The following is a 22781-nucleotide window of genomic DNA, read 5'->3' as shown; positions in this document are numbered from 1 at the left end:
TCACTAAGTCAATCTCGTCTAATTGCAAACAGCAAAATGAAAATATTTATTCATAAAAAACAACAAATTAAAATAAAATGGCGGCACATTGATTTTCATAAAGATTATTTAAAAATAATATTGCTTAGGTGGGCTTAAAGAAACGGGAGGCAGTATTCGGTTAAAAATAAATAATGACCGACAATGCGGCCAGTTATTTAAATCAACTTTGTTTACTTTCCATTGATGTTGCCACAATGGCTTCAATGAAAGGTTAAGCGGTTCGCGTCATGATCCAGCGCTGCTCGCCTATTGCGTGTAAATGAAAATCGACATCATAAATTTGCGACAATATTTCCGGCTGCATGACCTCCTGGGTCGCACCTTGTTCAACTAGACGCCCACCATGCAGTAACCACACTCTATCGGCCTGTTGCAAAGTATGGTTAAGGTCATGTGCGCAGATCAGTGCACTTCGACCACTTTGGCAAAACTCACGTAGCAACCGGTCCAATGCCACTTTTTGTGCAACATCCAGGCTGTTGGTTGGCTCATCTAACAACACGATTTGGCTGTGCGGATTGATCGTCGGCCACACCTGTAAGAGCACCGAGGCCAAGCGCACCCGTTGCCACTCACCACCGGAAAGCTGAGTCAACATCTGCGGCAATTTGTCTATCAACTTCAGCCGCTTGCACAGATAGAGAATGGTATTTTCCAGCAGCCGCTGTTCAACGCCTAAAGGCTGATGCAGTGATAAATATTGAAACACCGGCATCAGTGCCACCGGAGGCTGTTGTTGGCTCAGGTATGCCCGACGTATCGCCAACTCACGCCCCTGATAGCGGGTTAGCGACTGTCCTGCCAGTTGAACCTCACCGTCACAGGGCTGGATACCTGCCAAACAGGCCAACAAGGTACTTTTACCGGCACCGTTTGGCCCGATTAAATGTACCTGTAGACCTGCCTCAACCTGAGCAGAACATGGATCCAAACGACCCGCAACGCCAACTTGGCTGAGTTTTAGCAAAGTGCTTCGCATACACTATTTCGCCAACGCTGAGGCGATCGCCGCAACAATACGTGGATCTTCCGGCTGCATGTCAGGCGCAAAACGTTGCAGAACCGTACCATCACGCGCAATCAGGAATTTTTCGAAGTTCCACAGAATATCTCCACGTTGCTTTGGCCCTTGATGTTTAGCGATCCGCCGCGCCATAAACTCGCTGCCTTCCGGCACTATCGCGTCGGGTTTAGCGGCAATCAACGCCTGATACAACGGATGGCGCTGCTCACCGTTGACCGCGATCTTACTGAACATCGGAAATTGGACGCCGAAAGTGCCACGGCAAAATGCCTGAATGTCAGCATTACTGCCCGGCTCCTGGGCAAGAAATTGGTTACACGGAAAGCCGAGTACGGTAAAACCTTGCGGCTGATACGCCTCATACAAACTTTCCAATCCTGCATACTGTGGTGTCAGACCACATTCTGACGCCACGTTAACCACCAGCAGCACGCTGCCTTTATAGTGTTCCAAAGTGATAGATTGGTTGTCGATAGTCTCGAGCGGAATGTCATAAATTGCCTGCGTCATAATGCTGTATCCTATTGTTCTTTGAGGCGTGAGCAGAAATGCTTACCGTACGCGCTTTACGCGGATCAGTAACCAAATAAATAAGGGTGCGCCAAGCGTGGCAGTAACGACACCAATCGGCAACTCCGCCGACAGTAAAGAAATTCGGGCGACCACATCCGCAGTCAATAGCACGCCAGCACCGGCTAACGCACAGCCCGGTAATAAATAGCGTTGATTGGTCAACCCGTTAAGCCGCAACATATGTGGAATGACTAAACCGACAAAGCCAATCACACCCGCCAAGGCTACGCTGACTCCAACTAACCAGCCTATCGCCAACACCAATAGGTTACGCCACAGTTGCAGCGACAGCCCCAGTTGCCGCGCTTGTACTTCACCCAATGCCATAAAGTTAAGCACTCTGCCCTGCAGGCATAGCCAGAGCAACACCGGTAACAACGCGAGCACCAACCATTTCTGCCGCCAATCAACCCCGCCGAAACCGCCCATCATCCAATACATTAATTGGCGTAGATCGAGACTGGAACTGAAATACACCGCCCACGTCATCACTGCACTGCAAACAATCCCCAACGCGACGCCCACCAGCAGCAACCGCGCATTGGTCAAGTATCGCCGCCGTGCAAAACTCAACAACAAAAAGGTCATTAACAGCGCGCCAATAATCGCGCTCAAGCTCATCACCGCAACCGGTAATAAACCATTGCCGAGCAACAGCGTCAGAACTAACGCCACGCCCGCACCGTTCGCCACGCCCAACAGCCCCGGCTCAGCCAATGGGTTTTCAAACAGCGCTTGCATCACCGCGCCGGCCACCGCCAAGCTGGCACCAACCAACATGACGGCGATTGCGCGCGGTAGCCGCAGTTGCCAGACAAAGAGCTCGGCCGCCTCGCTAAACCACTGGCTCGGCCAAAGCCAGATTTCACCCGCACTAAGGCTGAACACAAATGCGATCGCCACCCCCACACTTAATAATGACAAATGTCGTTTGTCACGCTGGCGCTGATGTTGAATCAATAAAGAAAAAGTCTGGCTGGTTGGCATGGATGCAGCAATTCCTGTCGGCGGTGAGAAAGTAGCCTGATAGTTAACGTCTGAAGACAAATAGTAGGGGGTAAGCGCCGGAAGTGGAAGCCTTTGTAAGCCGGAAATGGAGACTGTAAACGAGATTGTGTAATGGCTTACTTTTGAAATGTTCACTTCAACATGGAAAGCAGGCAAATAATGGAGAGACTCGCAATCAACACGTCACTTTTTGCTAAGCGTTTGGCGTGATTGACTTACGCCCGCTTTATGGCAAAAAAAAGGCCGCGAAAGCGGCCTTTTTGGTTTCACACAAGTTATTCTTTCGGGCTCGCGTTTTCCACCCGGCTTTTCAACTTTTGCCCTGGACGGAAAGTGACCACGCGGCGCGCCGTAATAGGAATGTCCTCGCCGGTTTTCGGGTTACGCCCCGGGCGTTGGTTCTTGTCACGCAGATCAAAATTGCCAAAACCTGACAGTTTAACCTGCTCCCCGTTCTCCAGAGCCCGACGGACTTCTTCAAAGAACAGTTCAACCAGGTCTTTTGCGTCCCGTTTGCTCAGCCCAAGCTTTTCAAACAGGTGTTCTGACATTTCAGCTTTAGTAAGCGCCATAGGTTCAATCCCTCAAGGATGCTTGGAATCGCTGTTTTAGAGCCTCTACACATCTTGCAACGGTAGCGGCTATCTCCTCTTCTTCCAGTGTACGAGCGGTATCCTGCAATACCAGACTGATAGCCAGGCTCTTATCACCCTCTGCTACGCCCTTGCCACGATACACATCAAACAAGTTTACGCCAACTACCTGATTTGCGCCAACTTTCTTACACTCTGCCAAAATATCTTCTGCTGGGACGTTTTCAGCCACCACAACAGCGATATCTCGACGGTTTGCCGGGAAGCGAGAAATCTCCCGCGCTTGAGGCACCACGCGGGTTGCGACCTTATCCCACTGCAGTTCAAACACCACGGTGCGGCCGTTAAGATCCAGTTTACGCTCAAGTTCTGGATGCACTACACCGATGAAACCAATGCACTCGCCGTGTAAATAAATGGCCGCACTCTGCCCCGGATGCAATGCCGGATTCGCCTCTGCCTTGAACTGAATTTCAGATAATTTACCCGTCAGTTCCAGTACAGATTCCAAATCGCCTTTTAGATCATAGAAGTCGACCGGCTTTCTTGCCAGATCCCAGTGTTCATCATGGGTGTGGCCAGCAATCACGCCAGCTAGCATGACATCCTGACGAATACCCAGATTTGCTGAACTATCAGGCACAAAGCGCAGACCGCTTTCAAACAAACGCAAACGCGTTTGCTGGCGGTTCTGGTTGTACACTACCGCAGACAGCAAGCCAGTCCACAATGACAAGCGCATCGCAGACATCTCAACCGAGATCGGACTTGGCAGGATCAACGCGTCTTCATTCGGGTGCAGCAGCGCCTGAACTTTAGGATCAACAAAGCTGTAGGTGATCGCTTCCTGGAAGCCATGATCAACCAGCAGGGTTTTCACCCGTTTCAAGGTTAAGTCTGCTTCGCGGTGATGAGTCATGACCAGATCGGCACGTACCGGTACATCAGGGATATTGTTGTAGCCGTAAACACGTGCGACTTCTTCCACTAAGTCTTCTTCGATTTCCATGTCGAAACGCCAGCTTGGCGCAACCGCCTGCCAGTTGTCGCCCTGTTCAGTAACTTCACAGCCTAGTCGACGTAAGATATCGCTCACCTGCTCACTCGGCACCACGTGGCCGATCAGACGATCCAGTTTTTCACGGCGCAGCGTAATGGTGGCACGCTTCGGCAATGCGCTTTCATCCGTTACGTCAATAACCGGTCCGGCTTCGCCACCGCAGATATCAAGCAGCAAACGGGTCGCTCTCTCCATCGCTTTATGCTGCAACGCCGGATCAACGCCACGCTCGTAGCGGTGAGAGGCATCGGTATGTAAACCTTGACGGCGAGCACGACCGGTGATGGCGAGTGGGTTAAAGAACGCACATTCCAGCAATACGTCTTGAGTTTGGTCATTCACACCGGAATGTTCACCGCCGAAAATGCCCCCCATTGCCAACGCTTGCTGCTGGTCGGCAATCACCAAAGTATCTGCGCTCAGTTTGGCTTCATTGCCGTCCAACAGCGTGAGGGTTTCACCTTCACGCGCCATACGCACCACGATACCGCCTTCAATGCGATTCAAATCAAACGCATGCATTGGCTGACCCAGTTCCAACAGTACATAGTTGGTGACATCAACTACCGCATCGATCGAGCGAATACCGCAGCGACGCAGTTTCTCACGCATCCACAATGGGGTTGACGCATTAACATTAATGCCCTTAACGATACGCCCCAAATAACGTGGACAAGCCTGCGGTGCCTCTACGCGAATAGGCAACGTATCGCTAATGGTAGCGGCAACCGGGCTCATGTCTGGCTCGGTTAATGCCACCTGATTCAGCACACCGACATCACGCGCCACACCGATGATCCCCAGGCAGTCTGCACGGTTCGGCGTTACGCTAATTTCGATGGTGTTATCATTCAACTTCAAGTATTCGCGGATATCGGTGCCGATCGGGGCGTCTTCCGGTAGTTCAATGATGCCATCATGATCGTCGGAAATACCCAGCTCGGAGAACGAACACAGCATACCTTCAGAAGGTTCACCACGTAGTTTAGCCGCTTTGATTTTGAAATCGCCCGGCAGTACGGCTCCGACGGTTGCTACCGCCACCTTCAATCCAGTACGGCAGTTTGGCGCACCGCAAACAATATCTAACAGACGCTCACCGCCCACGTTGACTTTCGTCACGCGTAATTTATCGGCGTTTGGATGTTGGCCGCACTCCACAACGTGGCCAACAACCACGCCGTTAAATGCCCCTGCGACCGGCTCAACGCCGTCGACTTCCAACCCGGCCATGGTAATTTGATCGGATAATGCTTCGCTGCTGATGGCCGGGTTTACCCACTCGCGCAACCAGAGTTCACTGAATTTCATGTGATATTCCCGCCTTACTTAAACTGTTTGAGGAAACGCAGATCGTTTTCAAAGAATGCGCGCAAATCGGTGACGCCATAACGCAACATCGTCAAGCGCTCCATGCCCATACCGAAAGCAAAGCCGGAGTAGACTTCAGGGTCGATACCTACGTTACGCAACACGTTTGGATGTACCATGCCGCAACCTAAAACCTCCAACCACTTGCCGTTTTTACCCATCACATCCACTTCAGCAGACGGTTCGGTGAACGGGAAATAGGACGGACGGAAACGCACCTGCAAATCTTCTTCAAAGAAGTTGTTCAGGAAATCGTGCAGCGTTCCTTTCAGATTGGTAAAGCTGATGTCTTTATCGACTATCAACCCTTCCATCTGGTGGAACATTGGGGTGTGAGTCTGATCGTAATCATTACGATAAACACGGCCCGGCGCAATGATACGAATTGGCGGCTGTTGATTCTTCATGGTGCGGATCTGTACGCCAGAGGTCTGGGTACGCAGCAAACGCGTCGCGTCAAACCAAAAAGTATCGTGATCGGCACGTGCCGGGTGGTGACCCGGAATATTTAACGCATCGAAGTTGTGATAATCATCTTCAATTTCTGGCCCCATAGCAACCGAGAACCCCAACTCGCCGAAGAAGGTTTCAATGCGGTCAATGGTGCGAGTTACCGGATGCAGCCCCCCGTTTTCCAAGCGACGCCCTGGTAAAGAAACATCGATGGTTTCGGCTGCCAGACGCGCATTCAGCGCGGCAGATTCCAGCGCATTCTTGCGCGCATTCAACGAGTCCTGCACCTCTTGTTTTGCCTGGTTTATCACCGCACCTGCTGCCGGGCGTTCTTCTGACGGCAATTCGCGTAGCGATTGCATCTGCAAGGTAAAATGGCCTTTCTTGCCTAAATATTCGACGCGCACCAAATCCAACGCGGCAACATCTTGGGCATCTTCTACGGCTGCCTTAGCATTGGCAACCAGCTCTGCGAGATGTGGCATTGCTTTCCTCTTCCTTTGGCCGATATGGCCTTAAGTAATGACTGATAATTTATGTTATTCGGCCTAGTCCGTACCCATAGGATGTCAAGCTACAGCCTGGCTGCGAATGGGCGAGTCCCCGGGAGCTTAGATAGTCTAAGTGACCTAGGTGAACACCTGCGGCCAACGCCGCTGTAGTTTGCAAGACAAAGGGTATGGCTGAAAACAAAAAAGCCTCCACAGGGGAGGCTTAGGCGCTACTTTTCGTTTCTTTTCTTATGCGCAAAGCCTCCTGAGTTCAGGCGCTAAAGTAAAAAAAGAAACGGAAAATAGCAGCGAACATTGTTCTGTTACCTTGCAAATAGATTGGCGCCCCGTAATATAGCATCAATCAACAAAAGCCAATATCGTCTCAAGCCACAAAGATTAAAAGAGGGAGCAAGCTCCCTCTTTTGACTTTCTTACGCCAGAGCTGCTTTCGCTTTTTCAACCAGTGCACCAAAGGCCACTTTGTCGAATACTGCGATGTCAGCCAGGATCTTACGGTCAATTTCAATAGAGGCTTTTTTCAGGCCGTTAATGAATTTGCTGTAAGACAGACCGTTCTGACGAGCTGCTGCGTTGATACGTGCAATCCACAGCTGACGGAACTGACGCTTACGTTGACGACGGTCACGGTAAGCATACTGGCCTGCTTTGATTACTGCCTGGAAGGCAACACGATAAACGCGCGAACGGGCACCGTAGTAGCCTTTCGCTTGTTTCAAAATTTTCTTGTGACGTGCGCGTGCAATTACACCACGTTTTACGCGAGCCATATGCTCTCTCCTAAAGTCTTATTCTTGATTCAAAAAATGTGGCTTATGCGTACGGCAGGCACGCAATAACCAGGACCAGATCGTTTTTAGACACCATGCCTTTCGGACGCAGGTGACGTTTACGCTTGGTTGCTTTTTTGGTCAGAATATGACGCAGGTTAGCATGTTTACGCTTAAAGCCACCGCTGCCGGTTTTTTTGAAGCGCTTGGCTGCACCACGTACAGTTTTAATCTTAGGCATTTTAATTAAATCCACTTCGCATTGTTAAACAACGAATCAGTGAGGCGAATAAAACCCACGCAGCGCAAGCACTGCACGGGTTGAATTACTTGGAAGCCTTACTGTTTCTTCTTGGGTGCGAGCACCATGATCATCTGACGGCCTTCGATCCTCGTAGGGAAGGATTCGACAATGGCCAGATCAGAGTCTTCACACAGATCTTTACGGACGCGGTTAAGCACTTCCATACCGATCTGTTGGTGCGCCATTTCACGCCCACGGAACCGCAGGGTGATTTTGGCTTTATCGCCATCTTCCAGAAAGCGAATCAGGTTGCGTAGTTTGACCTGATAGTCGCCATCATCGGTACCAGGTCGGAATTTGATTTCCTTAACCTGAATGACTTTTTGCTTCTTCTTCTGTTCTTTGGTCGACTTGCTCTTCTCGTAGAGGAATTTGCCGTAATCCATAATTCGGCAAACTGGCGGTTCGGCATTTGGGCTGATTTCTACTAAATCTACGCCTGCTTCCTCAGCTTTTTCAAGAGCTTCATTCAGACTGACAATGCCAATCTGCTCGCCATCGACGCCGGTTAGGCGAACTTCTTGCGCGCGAATTTCTCTGTTAATGCGATTAGGACGCGCCGGTTGAACTCGTTTTCCGCCTTTAATACTTTATTCCTCCAGTTGATGAAGACTACGGCTGCGAATCTCTGTTAGCAGCTTGTCTACGACTTCACTCACGTCTAAGCTTCCCAAGTCTTTGCCACGGCGGGTACGAACGGCAACTTTGCCTGCTTCGACCTCTTTATCACCGCACACCAACATGTAAGGGACTCGACGTAGAGTATGTTCGCGAATTTTAAAGCCAATCTTCTCATTTCTCAAGTCTGCTTTCACCCTAATACCTGCTTCTTGCAGTTTTTTGGTTAATTGCTGGACATAATCAGACTGACTATCGGTGATATTCATCACCACCACCTGTACCGGAGCAATCCAGGTTGGGTAGAACCCTGCGTATTCTTCGGTCAAGATGCCGATGAAACGCTCCATGGAGCCCAAAATAGCACGGTGGATCATTACCGGAACTACGCGTTCGTTGTTTTCGCCGACATACGACGCGCCTAAACGACCCGGTAAGAAGAAATCGAGTTGCACGGTACCACATTGCCATGCACGATCCAAACAATCATGCAGGGTAAATTCAATTTTTGGTCCGTAGAAGGCACCCTCACCCGGCTGATATTCAAACGGAATGCCGTTTTCAGTCAGCGCGGCGGCAAGATCATTCTCTGCTCGGGTCCACATGTCATCCGTTCCAATGCGTTTCTCTGGACGGGTTGATAATTTCACCGCTATCTTTTCGAAACCAAAAGTACCGTATACATCATAGACCATGCGGATACATTCATTCACCTCGGAACGAACCTGTTCTTCCGTACAGAAGATGTGGGCATCATCCTGAGTGAACCCGCGCACACGCATCAAACCATGCAGAGAGCCGGAGGGTTCGTTGCGATGGCAACTACCAAACTCGCCCATGCGCAGCGGCAAATCGCGGTAAGACTTCAAACCTTGGTTGAAAATCTGCACGTGGCCCGGGCAGTTCATTGGCTTGATGCAATACTCACGGTTCTCCGATGATGTGGTGAACATGGCATCTTTATAGTTTTCCCAGTGCCCGGTTTTCTCCCATAGCACACGGTCCATCATAAAGGGCCCTTTCACTTCCTGATACTGGTACTCTTTGAGCTTCATGCGCACAAAGGCTTCCAGTTCGCGGAAAATAGTCCAACCGTCATTATGCCAAAACACCATGCCCGGTGCCTCTTCCTGCATATGATACAGGTCGAGCTGCTTGCCGATTTTACGGTGATCGCGCTTGGCCGCTTCTTCTAAACGTTGCAGATACGCGTTTAACTGTTTTTTATCAGCCCAGGCGGTACCGTATACGCGTTGCAGCATCTTGTTCTTGCTGTCACCACGCCAGTATGCACCAGAGGTTTTCTGCAGTTTAAAATGATGGCAGAAACGCATATTCGGCACATGCGGACCACGGCACATATCAACATATTCTTCGTGGTGATAGAGGCCGGGACGGTCGTCACGACTGATATTTTCATCCAGAATGGCCACTTTGTAGTTTTCACCACGTGCAGCAAACGTGTCACGCGCCTCTTGCCAGCTCACCTTCTTCTTGATGACGTCGTAATCTTTAGCAGCCAGCTCATGCATCCGCTTTTCAAGCAGCTCCAGATCTTCCTGCGTTAAGGTATGGTCGAGGTCAACGTCGTAATAGAAACCGTTATCGATCACCGGGCCGATGGCCATTTTAGTATCCGGCCACAGTTGCTTGATGGCATGACCTAACAGGTGCGCACAAGAGTGACGCAAAATTTCCAAGCCATCTTCATCTTTAGCGGTAATGATTGCCAACTGGGCATCGGATTCAATCAGATCGCAGGCATCAACCAGCTCACCGTTCACCCGCCCGGCAATACAGGCTTTGGCAAGGCCGGGACCAATATCGCGAGCAACATCCATAGGGGAAACGGCGTGGTCATAATGACGCTGACTTCCGTCAGGAAGAGTAATAACAGGCATTAATAATTCCTTATCTACAGTGGTGACCCACACGACAGATCACATATAGAAACACAGTGTTGTTTAATTTCATGTAGTTATGAGCGCTATTTGGCTTCACCCTGCCAAATATATACACGCATAGGGACATAGCTTGTGATGTACCAGGGTGTGACGCCATAACGGAACGGGTATTGTAACATCATGGTTACCCTACCATCTACCTGTTCACTCACTCTACTTTTTGATAAGTAATTTCTCGGCAAATCACTGGGTTTAGGCATATTGGCAGCTTGGATATGCCTTAATACCGATTGGGGGATAGGTCTGACGGGTCAGTAAGGAATGTAAATAATTAGTGTGGCGAATCGACTCAACATTAACCATAAAAGGGCGAGGACTAGATCAAAAGCCAGGCGACACAGGTCCAGAAAGCCAAGCAAAACACAAAGACCCCAAGCCAAGTATTACGCTTGATATTATTTTTGCTAACTTTCGCTGCATCAGCATTCGATACTACTGTAAAATCAGCCATATAGCCGCTCGCGGATTAGGATAATTCCCATATAATAAACTAAGATTTTTCCCATATCCAATTTATCACTATCAAATTTGACATATGTCAAAAATACGTCTACTGAACAACCCAACTCGCCTTCAATTTAATCTCCCATCACGATGATGGGACGCCGCCAGGCGCTAAACAAATGGCCTGGCGGCGATATCAACAGTTAATTTTATCATTCGATAAAGCAGTAGGAAGATTCTGCTTCTGCGCCGGAATGGCGACACAATAATAACTTAGGGAAAGCAGGCTGCTTTCCCTCCACTCAGAGGCAGATTATTTGCCCATCGGTGCCTGCGAACCCAAAATTCCCTGACCTTCCGGCACCTCGGTAAAACGCTTAAGAATTTCACTGTAGGACTTCGCCGGATCAAGATCCTTAAACTGATTTGGATAAATAAATTTCGCCAAATATTCTAACCCGACAATATTGTAAGGATGATTATAGAAATTGTGATAAATACCGTAGAAACGACCATCTTGTATGGCTTTTACTGGCGCAAAACCCGGCCGCTGTTTCATCCGCTCAAACGCTTCGTTAACTTGCTCCTGCGTGACACCGTAACCAAAAGGCACCGCCGCGTTGGATTTACTGGCCCATTGCGAACCGGAAACAATATACACATCAGGCTTTAAGGCGATCACTTTTTCCAGAGAAACATCGCCGGTTGCCCCCGGCAACAGCTCTGAACCCATATTGCGTGCTCCAACTGCTTCCACCAAAGCCCCCCAGCCAACATGCGCATGGGTAAAGCAACAGGACTCCAAGCCATTCAAACCGGCTTTCGCTTCAATGAACACCATGGGTTTAGGTTCAACCGATTGCGTTTTATCAATAATGTTCTGATAGTGGCGTTGATAAAAATCGGTGTATTGCTTGGCTTCTTGCTCCCGATCTAGCGCCTCCCCCAGCAGCGTGACGCTTTTCGGCGTGTTTTCTATCGGTTTTAACATCGTATCGATAAATAACACCGGCACACCTAATTTTTTCAACTGTGCCAATACGCCAGTTTGTTCCAGTGATGGCTTGGAACGTAGCTGGGCAATCATCAGGTCAGGTTGTTTGGCAATCACACTTTCCAGATTGACTTCCCCTTTGTCACTGAACCCCATATCGATGATATCTTTAGCCGCAGGCCATTTACTTTTCAGAATATCCCAAGTCGCTCCATCGCTTTTCTTGAGCAAGTTATTCCATGCCACCAGCCGGGAAAACGGATCGGCGCGATCCAATAACGCCAACGTCAGAATATCCCGCCCATCCTGTATTACCACTCGCGTCGGCTGTTGTTTTAGGGTGACGTTTTGACCTGCGGTATCTGTCAGCGTAAGCGGATAAGTGGTCGCCAATGCCTGAGTGGAGAGAGCGCAAGCGAAAATTAAAGCCGTACGGGTAAAACGATACATGTGAAGCTCCTAAGCGAGAATATCAACTTAGAAATAGTAATGAGAATCGCTTGTATTATCAAAGCCTGACTCGCGATGGGTGCCGTTTAATTGAAAAAAACGGTTAACAGAGGGAACGGTGCGCACCGCAGCGATGCGCCCCCCGTTTAGAGCAGACCATAAATCAAGGCCGACAACGCAATCAACCCTATAACCAAAATAAAAAGATTACTCAATGCGTGATATTTTCGCATCGCGGGCACAGCACGTACGGCATACATCGGCAGAATAAACAAAATTACCGCAATCAGTGGGCCGCTGATGGTTTCAATAATGTGCAATGCACTTGGGTTCCACACCGTTGCCACCCACGTCAGCAAAAACAACGTAACCGCAGAGATTCTTTTTGTCGTCAGTACCGATAACGGTTTTCCCATCGCTCGCGTCATGCCATCTATCAGGCTGGTTGCCCCTTCAGTCACCCCGAGCGAGGTACCAAGGTACGACTTAGCCATCGCCAAAATCGCCATTGCCGGAGCCAGATACGCAATCAGCGGATTGGAGAACTTATTCGCCAATGTAGTCAATACCGTAATGTTTTGCGCTTTCGCCTGTTGCATTTCCTGATAAGACAAACTGAGTACGCAACTGAACACAAAGAATAAAATGGTTACGCAGATTAATACATAGCTGTAACGCATAATGCGCGCGCACCGACGCTCAGCCTGTTCGCCATAAAGACTTTTCTGAGTCGAAGCAAAAGAGGAAATGATTGGGGCGTGACTAAATGAAAATACCATCACCGGCACGGCTAACCACAATGAGTGCCACAAGGTTGGGCTCTCAAACGGGGTATTCATCAAATCATTTGTAAAGTGAGAAACATTCCAGCTTGGTATCAAATACAAGGAAATGCCCAGTAAGAACACCAACAGAGGGAACACCAGCATCCCCATTGCAGAGACAATACCGTCCTTACCCCGTAGCAGCACCAAATTCAGCACGATCACCACCATCAGACTTAACCATACACGGGGCAGCGGCGTCACCTGAAACTGATAGATAAGGAAATTATCCAACGCATTGGTGATCGAAATGCTGTACACCAGCACGATAGGAAAAAAAGCCAGCAGATATAACACCATGATGAACTTACCGGCCAGTACGCCAAAATGCTCAACCACGACATCATGAATATTGCCGTCGCGGCTGGAACCAGAAAGCACAAAACGGCTCAGCGCACGGTGCGGTAAGTAAGTCAATGGAAACGCAAACAGCGCCATCAGCAACAGCACCAATGCGCCATTTAGCCCGGCGTTGATCGGTAAAAACAGCGTGCCGGCCCCAACCGCCGTCGCATAAAGGCCAAACATCCAGACGGTGTCGGTTTTATTCCATTTGGCCGATGGCGATATTGCCAGCGGGCCTGAATCTGGTGAAATCGTACTCATAAGACAGCTCACTTTACTCAACAACGACCACGATTGCGCTTGACGGAATATCCTTCTTCGAGTCAATTGACAAATAACGTATTGAATTAATTAAATTTTTAATTATCAGGAAATAAGAAGACGGCAAAGGATAATTAAAAATGCGGTTGCGGTCTATATTTATGCAGACGATTGTCCAGTCTGTAAGCGTTATCGCCCATTAAACAGGCACTTTCTCAGCAGATTATTTGGTTAACATCGTATGCCCATCCTATCTCCTGACGCGCACCAAAAAGGCCTCTTTCGAGGCCTCAGGCTACTGACAAAGTTTGTTATAAGGGAAAGCGTAGCGAAGAGATCGTAGCGGCTTGCCGACGGTACACCCCGCAGTACACTCGGCCCGCGTATCGCGGGTTCAAGGCAGCGTTGTCACCAATCCCAATTTTTTATTATCACGCAACAGGCACTGATGGCCATGTAATATCTGGTGCCGTGTCAATATTGACGCGACTCAACTCAACACGGTAAGTTTTCCACGCTAGCAATGCATCGGCTTCTGCCTTCGTCGCCATCTCAAGGTTGACCGCATCTTCCAGTAATGCAATTTTGTCACCCGCGACGCGTTGCCGCTGCGCCAGTTCATCATGCGCGGCAGCGATAACAGACGCCTGTTGTGCGGCCGTGTCCGTCACCCATTGCTTGCCGTTCCATTTATCAAATGAAGTGTGCGGGGCAGACAGCGTTAACTTGTGCGGTGCTAACTCACCAATCATTGTCACCGTCGTCGGCTGGCCGGTGGCCGTGCTGTACGCCATCTGGCCGCGATAATCCGGCAGTGTTTCCCATGCGGTGCCGTCCTCACGACGCACCAGCGCAAAACCGGCTTCAGGCAGTGTCGGTTTATCGGCAAAGCTCAGCGCAGGCAAGCCGACGCCCTCCGGCAGATACTCTAATGAAACCTGTTGATATTCACGCTGCACAGGTTCAATGCTGTAAACCGTCAGCCATCCGGCAACCTCGGCCAAGCCACTACCGTTTAGAACTGCGGTGGGTAATTCAGTTGTGTAATTGTTCATTATGCTGCTCTCACAATGTAGTTAAATGCAATGTTGCGGGGGCGTAGCGCTATCCAGCGTGACCCCTCGGCAACCCATTTTGTATTGGTTTTACCAATCATGGCGTTATCGTTCAGCTTCCCGGACGCCGGTTGTAGCGTCCCCGTAGGTGTTTTTGCACCGTGCGGCATGGTTGTCTGTAACGCATCCTCGTTAGCGAATCCCATCCCTACCGCGCCATCGTCTCCCGTTCCATCAGCCCCGTAATACTCCATCGCGCCTGTACGGAGCAGCGTTGCCGCTTGCGCAGAAAGTAATGTCCGCCCAGAGTCAGCGCTGCGCCCATCGTCAAACCCACGAATAAACTCACCGCGTAAATCAGGCAGGCGGCCGCTGGGGTAAGCCTGAGCAAGCAATGGGTATCTGCCTTTATCAAATGCCGCCCCGTTGCACTTTAACCAGCCTGCCGGGATACTTTGCGTCGGCCACGGCAACGGGACACCGACCGGGGAATCCGTGCGGGTTATTGCCCCCACCTCTGATGCTGCGGGGGGATTATCCGTACTGTAAACGCGGCTCCATTGCACGCCCCCGGATGCAGCCGAGCGCCCCAAAAAACCGGCACCGCCGTTTGAAACTGCGATATAACCAGTAGAAGGACCTCCGTCACACGGCAGGCTTAACACACCGTACACCCCGCTACCCGGCGCATTTTTTGACGCGCTATTAACGCGGAATATTTCCCCCTGATTACAATACGCGTCAGCACGAGGCCGAAACCCCGCCCCCAATCCAAAGGCCCCCACAGCCATCACCTGACCGGCTTCAACCCCGACGTCTTTAGTGGCCGCCGTTCCCAGTCCAAGATTGCCGCGTGCGTCAGTCTTGTTGGTTAAATCAGATAAGTTGGCCGCTTTTTTAGCCGCCGCATCGTCTTTGCTGTCCACATATTCCCGCGTTGCCAGCACCACAGCCGGGTCAATCTTGAGCGTCACCGCCTCGGTGCTGGATACAATCAACACCATGCGGATAGTCTGTGTTCGCCCGCTGCCCTCCTGCAATTGCGGCTTGTAGGTTTCCGGGCAGTTGGCAATGGCAATCAAGTCACCGTCACTGTCAAAGAGGCCGACTTCACGTATCCACCACCCTCCCTCGTTTTCAGGGATGATTTGCTCGGCGATAATCTGACCGGCGTTGGCCGGGTCAATCGTCAGCAGATTAATCGCTCCCCGTCGTGTTTCTCCCAACAATGCGGTTTGCGCCGGATCGGGCGTGGGCAGTGTTCCGCCGCCATCGCCAACGGCAAGGTGTGTCAGGTTCAGCTTGGTGCCGAGTGCGGTCGCATTCGCCATTTTCGCTGCACCCTGATGAGTCAGAATGGCAAAGTATTTTGCTGTCATGCGTTTACTCTCAGGTTGTCAATCAGATGCACCGCTGCGCCGCAATACTCCGTTGCGCCTGCGGTGAGGGTTTCCGGTAAATACGGGTATACCGTCAGGGTTTCGCCGCTATACGTCGCCGCGCCAACATAACCGTGACCACCACTGGACAGGCTAATCGCCAGCCCGGTAAGGTGTCGGCTGGCGGGTTTCGCATCAAAAATCATGCGCTCCAGTTCCTGATACATTTCCTCGGTAATACCGGTTTCTAATACGCCGACGACCAGTCGAAAGGTGCCGGGCGTCTCATTTAGCTGCCACCACTCGCGGACTTCAATCAGATAACCAAGCGGCTCCACCACGCGGCGTAATGCGCTAATGGTGCCTTTATGCCGGTGAACAAAGTGCGCACTCGCCACCACGCTCCGCTTGGTTTCTTCCGCCCACGCTTCATCCCAGCGGTCAACCGAAAACGCCCACGCCAGATAGGGCAATAAATTTGCCGGGCAGGTTTGCGGGTTCCACAACTCACGCACTGGCACCCGTACCTGTGCCAGTGCGGCGCAGGCTTGCGCGGCGGCCACCTCAAGCGCAGACGAACCGACCGGCAACAGGCGGTCGCTACTCATCGCTCCCCCTGCCAGTGATAACCAGCCATTACAGCCAGACTCATTGCCCGATCGGTAATCCATTTTTTATCCAGTGAAAAGAAATTATGCATGTCCAAAAACCTCGAATGTTTTAACCAGCAGACGGCGGAAAACTTCCAATGGCACCGGTAATTAACGCCGCGCTACCTAATGATTGGTTTAATCAATTTAAATCACCCGAGATGAAGCGTTAAATGAATTGCGTAGTGTCGTTGAGGGCACATTCACTATTTCTGTGAGCACGGTTGTGGCCAGGCCAGAACAAGCCACAGACGTATATTCACGATGAACTGCTGATCGAGAAGGCGCCTACAGTGCTCAATAAAAAACCAAGGCACGCGGTAGAAATGGGAACAATGACAATCAACTTATCTGCGCAGGGAAAGATGGGTTGCTAAGCATCATCAATGAGTAGAAATGACAGAGGGAAATTTTGCTAAAAATAGCATTCACACCTGAGGCGCCAAAACCTTCCAGGCGCTCCCAAGCCATATTTACCCCTCTGTTTTAACAATATTTACTATTGGATAGATACAAAAAAGGCCTCTTTCGAGGCCTCAGGCTACTGACAAAGTTTGTTATAAGGGAAAGCGTAGCGAAGGGGTCGTAGCGGCTTGCCGCCGGAGCGCCCCTAGGTGCGCTAGGCCCGAGCATCTCGGGTTCAAAGGCAGTATTGTCATCAATTTCAGGCCTCTTTCGAGGCCTCAGGTTTACGCTCAAGCAATACTACTTCGCCATATCGGGATACTCAGGCACTTGAGCACTACCCATCGCTTTTTCATCAGCGATGATGGCGCGATCGTGACGAACATCCGCCACATCAGAGGCGCTGATGGCTTTTGCGTCGTTACCCCAGCTCGAGCGGATAAAGTTGACCACATCTGCGACCTGTTGATCGTTAAGACGCCAGCCAAACGGCGGCATGGTGATAGTAGACACCGCCCCTTGCACTGCCGGTGTGGTGCTGCCAGTTAGCACAATATGGATCAACGACGTGGCATCATCCGTTTGTACCACCGGGTTACCTTTCAGCGCCGGGAAGGCTCGCTTATAGCCCACACCGTCCGTGCGGTGACAAGCGGCGCAGTTATCCACGTACAGCGCTGCACCCGGTTTGCTGTCGTTACCACGCCACAGATCTTGCGCCACGCTGTCCTCACGAACGGCAGCCTGTTGCTTGCCCCCTTTTGGCGGCAAGGTTTTCAGGTAACGGGCGATGGCCGTTAAATCTTCGTCGGTCAGGTATTGCAAACTGTGTTCAACCACGTCGCTCATGCCGCCAAACACGATAGCCTTATCATTACGACCGGTTTTCAAAAACTCGGTCAGATCCGCCTCGCTCCAGGTTCCTAATCCATCTTTGTTCTCGCCGCGCAAACTCGATGCCACCCAGCCGTCGATTGGCGCATTGCTGCCAGACAGGTAATCATCACCATCTTGCTCGCTGAGCGCTTTTTCCTGCATGGTGATACTACGTGGGGTATGGCAAGCACCGCAGTGCCCTAACCCCTCCACCAAATAACGACCACGCTCAATCACCGGATCGGTATTGGTATTTGCAGAAAAATCAGCGGGCGTCGGTGCAAAAACACCCCGCCAAATACTCAGCGGCCAACGCATCGATAGCGGCCACGGAATATCAGATTCACGATTAGCTTCTTCAACAGGTTGTACGCCGTGCATAAAATAAGCATACATAGCGCGCATATCGTCTTCTTTGATAACCGCAAACGAAGGATACGGCATCGCCGGATACAGCGTGCTCCCGTTCTTCGCTACGCCTTTACGCACCGCATTATCAAAATCTTCGAAGCTATAATCACCGATACCGGTTTTTTTGTCCGGGGTAATATTAGTGGAGTAAATTGTGCCGATCGGTGTCTCCATCGCCAACCCGCCAGCAAACGCTTTACCGCTTTTACCCTTGGTGTGGCACGCAACGCAGTCACCGGCACGCGCCAGATACTCGCCGCGCTTGATCAACTCGCTGCTCACCGTCGCATCTTGCGCAAGAACAGAAAAACTCAGTGCACTGAAGACCAGTGCAGGAACAATTGCTTTCATTACTTGCCGTCCTTATGCCTGCACCAATGGGCCTGGGTTCTTCAGATAGTTCTCGCGGATCGCACGCGCAGACCAGTACGCCAACGCCGCAACGGTTCCGGTCGGGTTATAACCCAGCCCTTGAGGAAAAGCAGACGCACCGATCGAGAACACATTGTGCACATCCCAACTTTGCAGATAGCGGTTTACCGCGCTGGTTGTCGGATCTTCCCCCATCACCGCGCCGCCGTTCATGTGGGTAGTCTGATAACTGGTGGTATCAAAGTGGCTATCGGCATGTTTCGGACTGCCGATGATATGTTTTGGGTTCATCGCTTTGGCAATCGGTTCCATTTTCTTGAACATGAATTGTGCCATTTTGATGTCATTGTCCTGCCAGTCAAAGGTCATACGCAGCAACGGCTGACCAAACACGTTTTTGTAATTCGGGTCGAGATCCAAATAATTATTGCGGTAAGACTGGTGCGCACCGTGGGCATCCATTGACACATGGTGAGTATAGGCATCGGCTACTGCCGCTTTCCACTCACTGCCCCAAGCAGGTGTCCCGGCCGGAGTGGGTAAACCCGAAATCGGCTTGGTGCCTGCTTGGTTAACCCAGAACGGTGAGCCGCCGACAAACCCTTCTTTCGCGTGATCAAAATTATCCGCATTGAAATCATCAACGCCAACGCCATTGCCACCGGCACCGATAAAGGGATTGGTGTGGACGTTTTTATCGAAGAACGCTTTGATGGTGGTCATATTTTGGTAAGCAAAGTTACGCCCAACGACACCTTCCCCCGTAACGGGATCGTAAGGTTTGCCAATACCAGACAGCAGCATCAGATGCACATTATGGAATTGGAAAGCGCCCAGAATCACTAAGTCCGCAGGTTGTTCCACTTCACGACCTTGCGCATCAATATAATTCACACCAGTAGCGCGTTTTTTATCGGCAGTCAGGTTCACTTTCAATACATTGGCATTGGTACGTAGCTCGAAACGTTTTTCCCTGCGCAACGCGGGCAGGATGTTAACGTTCGGTGAAGCTTTGGAATACATATAGCACGCATAACCACTACAGAACCCGCAGAAATTACACGGCCCCATCTGCGCACCATACGGATTGGTGTAAGAGTCTGAGGTATTAGCGGAAGGTAAGTTATACGGATGATAACCGACCTCGCTTGCCGCTTTCTGGAACAGTTGCGCAGAGTAGGTATTTTTCTGCGCGGGTAACGGGAAATCGTCCGAACGGTCCGGGGCGAACGGGTTGCCTCCCTTATCGGCGCCAACAACCTGACCTTTGATCGTCCAGGCTGTGCCGGAGGTACCAAATACTTTTTCAGCCTTATCAAAGTAAGGTTCCAGTTCGTCGTAGGTCACGCCGAAATCCTGGATAGTCATGTCTTTTGGGATAAAGTTTTTGCCATAGCGTTCTTCATAATGGCTGCGCATACGCAGTTCGATCGGATCGACCCGGAAATGTACGCCTGACCAGTGCAAACCGGCACCGCCTACCCCGGTGCCCGGCAGGAACGCCGCTAACTGACGATAGGGCACCGCAGTCTGACTGCTGTCATGACGAATGGTCACGGTGCTTTTCGACAGATCTTGGAACAATTTACGCCGAATATTATAAGTGAGTTCGTCAATAACCTGTGGATAGGACCCATCTGGATAGGTATCTCGCATCGGGCCGCGTTCCAGCGCGACAACATTTAGTCCGGCTTCGGTCAACTCTTTCGCCATGATGGCACCGACCCAACCAAACCCGACGATCACCACGTCCTTTTTCTTCATTAACGTTGCCATTATTATCCCCTCTCCCCACGAATCGACACCGGTGGGAAAGGATATCGCTCCCCTCGCTCAACCCAGTCCATAAAGTCGGCGCGCGCGCCCGGAAAATTAATCAGTTTCCAACCGACCATGTCTTTGTTGCCACCATGGATCGGATCGCTAAAGAAACCTTCACGGGTGTTTTGCAGAAGATAGGAGAAGAACAGCGTGGCTGGCACCTGTTCAAATTCGGCTTCGCCCGCTTCCATGTGCTTCAACATCGCGTCTTGCTGTTCGCCATCTAATTGAGCAAATACTTTGCCATAGTGTTTTTTGCTGTAATCGTCAGCGTCTGCGATACCAAGGTTATAGATTTGCTTGGGTACTAACGGCAATTGGTAACCCATTTCTTTCGGCACGTCTGGATTAAACGGCCCTTGCATGTACCAGATTGAACCGGTGGCATACGGCGTGTTCATCTGGCGATCGATAAACTCCGGCACGCCCGCCTCCCTCGCGCCAGGGCCACGTTCATCAGCCGGAATTAACCGCGCCACGGCGGCATTGATGAAGGCCCACTCTTCTGGCGTGAAGAACGTAGGTTGATACGCCTCCTGCTCTGGGGTGCTGCTTGCAGCAATCGCTGGCGCGGGGGCGGTCAACGCGCCCACACTGCTGCCACCAATGACCGCAGCGGGAATTAACGTCATCGATTTCAGTAAGAAATCGCGCCTTGAATTATTGGTTTTATCGTCCGACATATCACATTCCATCCAAAGATAATCACAACTATTTAACCGCAACAGTGCGATTGATGCGGGCTTTAAACATATTTTGTAACTTTTTTGTTTATTAATTGATGGCTAAAAAGTGAGTAATGTCAATAATGTTACCGGTAACTTATTGAATGCACGTAAAGAATTGTGGGTTAATGGTAAGTTAACTTTTTGTGCGGTTTTTCGAGGGGATAACGAGAGGAAGAACCAAATAGGCGTGATGAGCCGTCGTTAACGGTATCTGAACGTCAACGCGCTTGAGAAGTGCTAACGCTTGTTCAGCGAAATACTCATCCTGCAACCGCGTTGTTACGTTGCTAAATTACTGTTGCAACGCCTGATAGGCGTTCGTTACCTTCCACAGATAACGCGGCGCTTGCGGTGCAGGATGCTTCTGCTGAATATGTTGATAAAATTCGTCCGGGCTCATCTGATTAATACGATTCACCGCTACGCGTTTGTCTGACGCGAAAGTACGTAGCATAGCGCCGGCACCATTGACATAAGACACGATAGTCGCGTAGTGCATGGTTTTCGGGTTGGTAATACCGGCTAACTGCTGGTTTTGTAGAATATTGATATAGGCCGTTCCCAGATCAATATTCACCGCTGGATTCTTTAACTCACGTGAGCTCGGTTGCCCCTTTTTACCTTTCAGACGATAAGCATCGCGCCCGGCAGTCGAAGCCTTTAATTGCATCAGACCCACGGCGTTTGATTTGCTCACCGCGCTGGGGTTAAAGCCCGATTCCACCTTAATAATCGCTTTTATCAAGGTTTCATCAACGCCATACTGCCTGGCGGCCTTACTAATGTAATCGCTGTAGGCGACCGGCGTCCCCGTACGGTTAGTGGAGGTCTGCAGCGGCGGCTGTAACCAGCCCCCGTTATTTGCCTGCGTGCCAGAACGATCGCCGCTCGTTTTCGGATCGTTAGCACAACCAGCCAACAGCATGATTGCCATCAGGCACCCAATTTTTGTTTTCACAGAACCCCTCAATCCTTTCAATAAGTTGCATAGCATAGACAACGTGTAAGGACGCCTATATTAGTTTTTTAGTCTATTCTCATGCTATTCGTATACCAAGAGGTGATTTATGAGTCAATCAGCGACCACGTGTTTTGTCGTGACGTTTCATTATCAGGAAGCAGGATTAACTGATTTAGCCAAGCTAACCAGTCAACTCACCCGTGAAGGTTTTACAACCACGTTGGCCGACAAAGAAGGCATTTCACATGAGTTGGGAAGTAACACCTTTGCATTAATAACAATGCTAAATCAACACGATGTACATCAGTTGGCGCAAGGGCTCGGAGAGGTTGCATTAGGAAAAACGCCAGACGTGACGATCTCCACCTTTGATCAGTATGTTAAACAGTTACACGCTGGCGGCTAGTTACATACGGATACATTAAAAACGATAACTCACTGGACGGTATTATTTGTTTAACATAGAAATAACACCTAGTCGGTTAGCGTTGATGCTTGACTTCATTGTAAATG

The 22781-nt window shown here is 50.4% G+C and carries 21 protein-coding genes and 1 other annotated feature; of the genes, 1 reads left to right on the top strand and 20 read right to left on the bottom strand.

Annotated features, from left to right (window positions below; genetic code table 11):
- Positions 1-253: 253 nt before the first annotated feature.
- From btuD to ACQKDS_RS07385, 20 genes are all read right to left on the bottom strand, one after another.
- On the bottom strand, positions 254-1009 hold the full coding sequence (gene btuD / locus ACQKDS_RS07480; protein WP_399668711.1) for a vitamin B12 ABC transporter ATP-binding protein BtuD: 756 nt from the start codon (positions 1007-1009) through the stop codon (positions 254-256).
- Between the two features lie 15 nt (positions 1010-1024).
- Positions 1025-1576: a glutathione peroxidase gene (locus tag ACQKDS_RS07475; protein ID WP_399668598.1), complete on the bottom strand. Its 552-nt coding sequence runs from the start codon at positions 1574-1576 to the stop codon at positions 1025-1027.
- A 42-nt stretch (positions 1577-1618) separates the two neighbouring features.
- Entirely contained in the window at positions 1619-2626 is a 1008-nt protein-coding gene (btuC, locus tag ACQKDS_RS07470) for a vitamin B12 ABC transporter permease BtuC (protein ID WP_399668600.1), read from the bottom strand.
- A 296-nt stretch (positions 2627-2922) separates the two neighbouring features.
- On the bottom strand, positions 2923-3219 hold the full coding sequence (gene ihfA, locus ACQKDS_RS07465) for an integration host factor subunit alpha (RefSeq protein ID WP_004943604.1): 297 nt from the start codon (positions 3217-3219) through the stop codon (positions 2923-2925).
- Between the two features lie 4 nt (positions 3220-3223).
- The gene (gene pheT / locus ACQKDS_RS07460) at positions 3224-5611 is read right to left on the bottom strand and encodes a phenylalanine--tRNA ligase subunit beta (protein WP_399668604.1); all 2388 of its coding nucleotides are present in this window, start codon (positions 5609-5611) and stop codon (positions 3224-3226) included.
- Positions 5612-5625: 14 nt separating this feature from the next.
- Positions 5626-6609, bottom strand: a complete 984-nt coding sequence (pheS, locus tag ACQKDS_RS07455; RefSeq protein ID WP_399668607.1) for a phenylalanine--tRNA ligase subunit alpha — start codon at positions 6607-6609, stop codon at positions 5626-5628.
- A gap of 203 nt (positions 6610-6812) precedes the next feature.
- Positions 6813-6937 (bottom strand) — a sequence feature (Phe leader region).
- Entirely contained in the window at positions 6887-6931 is a 45-nt protein-coding gene (pheM, locus tag ACQKDS_RS07450) for a pheST operon leader peptide PheM (RefSeq protein WP_399668714.1), read from the bottom strand. It overlaps the preceding feature by 45 nt.
- Before the next feature lie 112 nt (positions 6938-7049).
- Complete coding sequence (rplT, locus tag ACQKDS_RS07445; RefSeq protein ID WP_004963673.1) at positions 7050-7406, bottom strand: 50S ribosomal protein L20; 357 nt, start codon at positions 7404-7406, stop codon at positions 7050-7052.
- A 43-nt stretch (positions 7407-7449) separates the two neighbouring features.
- Positions 7450-7647 (bottom strand): 50S ribosomal protein L35, encoded by a 198-nt coding sequence (rpmI, locus tag ACQKDS_RS07440; protein WP_024485856.1) that lies wholly within the window; start codon positions 7645-7647, stop codon positions 7450-7452.
- A 98-nt stretch (positions 7648-7745) separates the two neighbouring features.
- Positions 7746-8297 carry a translation initiation factor IF-3 gene (gene infC / locus ACQKDS_RS07435; RefSeq protein ID WP_399668717.1) on the bottom strand — a complete coding sequence of 184 codons (552 nt, stop codon included), beginning with the start codon at positions 8295-8297 and terminating at the stop codon, positions 7746-7748.
- A gap of 3 nt (positions 8298-8300) precedes the next feature.
- Entirely contained in the window at positions 8301-10229 is a 1929-nt protein-coding gene (thrS, locus tag ACQKDS_RS07430; protein WP_399668611.1) for a threonine--tRNA ligase, read from the bottom strand.
- Positions 10230-11049: 820 nt separating this feature from the next.
- The gene (locus ACQKDS_RS07425; protein WP_399668614.1) at positions 11050-12180 is read right to left on the bottom strand and encodes an ABC transporter substrate-binding protein; all 1131 of its coding nucleotides are present in this window, start codon (positions 12178-12180) and stop codon (positions 11050-11052) included.
- Positions 12181-12326: 146 nt separating this feature from the next.
- Positions 12327-13610 (bottom strand): HAAAP family serine/threonine permease, encoded by a 1284-nt coding sequence (locus ACQKDS_RS07420; protein WP_399668617.1) that lies wholly within the window; start codon positions 13608-13610, stop codon positions 12327-12329.
- Between the two features lie 431 nt (positions 13611-14041).
- Positions 14042-14665: a tail fiber assembly protein gene (locus ACQKDS_RS07415; protein WP_399668619.1), complete on the bottom strand. Its 624-nt coding sequence runs from the start codon at positions 14663-14665 to the stop codon at positions 14042-14044.
- A complete protein-coding gene (locus tag ACQKDS_RS07410) occupies positions 14665-16044 on the bottom strand; it encodes a phage tail protein (protein WP_399668622.1) in 1380 nt (459 codons plus the stop codon). The genes ACQKDS_RS07415 and ACQKDS_RS07410 overlap by 1 nt, the downstream gene beginning before the upstream one ends.
- Positions 16041-16652 carry a phage tail protein I gene (locus tag ACQKDS_RS07405; RefSeq protein ID WP_399668719.1) on the bottom strand — a complete coding sequence of 204 codons (612 nt, stop codon included), beginning with the start codon at positions 16650-16652 and terminating at the stop codon, positions 16041-16043. The genes ACQKDS_RS07410 and ACQKDS_RS07405 overlap by 4 nt, the downstream gene beginning before the upstream one ends.
- A 747-nt stretch (positions 16653-17399) precedes the next feature.
- Complete coding sequence (locus tag ACQKDS_RS07400) at positions 17400-18737, bottom strand: c-type cytochrome (RefSeq protein WP_399668625.1); 1338 nt, start codon at positions 18735-18737, stop codon at positions 17400-17402.
- A gap of 12 nt (positions 18738-18749) precedes the next feature.
- A complete protein-coding gene (locus tag ACQKDS_RS07395) occupies positions 18750-20534 on the bottom strand; it encodes a GMC family oxidoreductase (protein ID WP_399668627.1) in 1785 nt (594 codons plus the stop codon).
- Between the two features lie 2 nt (positions 20535-20536).
- Positions 20537-21262, bottom strand: coding sequence for a gluconate 2-dehydrogenase subunit 3 family protein (locus tag ACQKDS_RS07390; RefSeq protein WP_399668630.1), 726 nt, complete (start codon positions 21260-21262; stop codon positions 20537-20539).
- A 337-nt stretch (positions 21263-21599) separates the two neighbouring features.
- Positions 21600-22265 carry a transglycosylase SLT domain-containing protein gene (locus tag ACQKDS_RS07385; RefSeq protein WP_399668633.1) on the bottom strand — a complete coding sequence of 222 codons (666 nt, stop codon included), beginning with the start codon at positions 22263-22265 and terminating at the stop codon, positions 21600-21602.
- Between the two features lie 109 nt (positions 22266-22374).
- Between ACQKDS_RS07385 and ghoS the strand changes: the two genes are divergently transcribed.
- Positions 22375-22674 (top strand): type V toxin-antitoxin system endoribonuclease antitoxin GhoS, encoded by a 300-nt coding sequence (ghoS, locus tag ACQKDS_RS07380; RefSeq protein WP_399668636.1) that lies wholly within the window; start codon positions 22375-22377, stop codon positions 22672-22674.
- Positions 22675-22781: the final 107 nt, after the last annotated feature.

Origin of the sequence: Serratia sp. NPDC078593 (assembly GCF_050268245.1) — a bacterium.
In the GTDB taxonomy this organism is placed as follows: Bacteria; Pseudomonadota; Gammaproteobacteria; order Enterobacterales; family Enterobacteriaceae; genus JBNNGK01.
This window is presented reverse-complemented; position numbering and strand designations above follow the sequence as displayed.

Excerpts from the sequence above, each read along its gene's own strand:
- ACQKDS_RS07475 (WP_399668598.1), bottom strand. The coding sequence starts at position 1,576 with ATGACGCAGGCAATTTATGACATTCCGCTCGAGACTATCGACAACCAA.
- btuC (WP_399668600.1), bottom strand. The coding sequence starts at position 2,626 with ATGCCAACCAGCCAGACTTTTTCTTTATTGATTCAACATCAGCGCCAG.
- ihfA (WP_004943604.1), bottom strand. The coding sequence starts at position 3,219 with ATGGCGCTTACTAAAGCTGAAATGTCAGAACACCTGTTTGAAAAGCTT.
- pheT (WP_399668604.1), bottom strand. The coding sequence starts at position 5,611 with ATGAAATTCAGTGAACTCTGGTTGCGCGAGTGGGTAAACCCGGCCATC.
- pheS (WP_399668607.1), bottom strand. The coding sequence starts at position 6,609 with ATGCCACATCTCGCAGAGCTGGTTGCCAATGCTAAGGCAGCCGTAGAA.
- rplT (WP_004963673.1), bottom strand. The coding sequence starts at position 7,406 with ATGGCTCGCGTAAAACGTGGTGTAATTGCACGCGCACGTCACAAGAAA.
- rpmI (WP_024485856.1), bottom strand. The coding sequence starts at position 7,647 with ATGCCTAAGATTAAAACTGTACGTGGTGCAGCCAAGCGCTTCAAAAAA.
- thrS (WP_399668611.1), bottom strand. The coding sequence starts at position 10,229 with ATGCCTGTTATTACTCTTCCTGACGGAAGTCAGCGTCATTATGACCAC.
- ACQKDS_RS07425 (WP_399668614.1), bottom strand. The coding sequence starts at position 12,180 with ATGTATCGTTTTACCCGTACGGCTTTAATTTTCGCTTGCGCTCTCTCC.
- ACQKDS_RS07420 (WP_399668617.1), bottom strand. The coding sequence starts at position 13,610 with ATGAGTACGATTTCACCAGATTCAGGCCCGCTGGCAATATCGCCATCG.
- ACQKDS_RS07415 (WP_399668619.1), bottom strand. The coding sequence starts at position 14,665 with ATGAACAATTACACAACTGAATTACCCACCGCAGTTCTAAACGGTAGT.
- ACQKDS_RS07410 (WP_399668622.1), bottom strand. The coding sequence starts at position 16,044 with ATGACAGCAAAATACTTTGCCATTCTGACTCATCAGGGTGCAGCGAAA.
- ACQKDS_RS07405 (WP_399668719.1), bottom strand. The coding sequence starts at position 16,652 with ATGAGTAGCGACCGCCTGTTGCCGGTCGGTTCGTCTGCGCTTGAGGTG.
- ACQKDS_RS07400 (WP_399668625.1), bottom strand. The coding sequence starts at position 18,737 with ATGAAAGCAATTGTTCCTGCACTGGTCTTCAGTGCACTGAGTTTTTCT.
- ACQKDS_RS07395 (WP_399668627.1), bottom strand. The coding sequence starts at position 20,534 with ATGGCAACGTTAATGAAGAAAAAGGACGTGGTGATCGTCGGGTTTGGT.
- ACQKDS_RS07390 (WP_399668630.1), bottom strand. The coding sequence starts at position 21,262 with ATGTCGGACGATAAAACCAATAATTCAAGGCGCGATTTCTTACTGAAA.
- ghoS (WP_399668636.1), top strand. The coding sequence starts at position 22,375 with ATGAGTCAATCAGCGACCACGTGTTTTGTCGTGACGTTTCATTATCAG.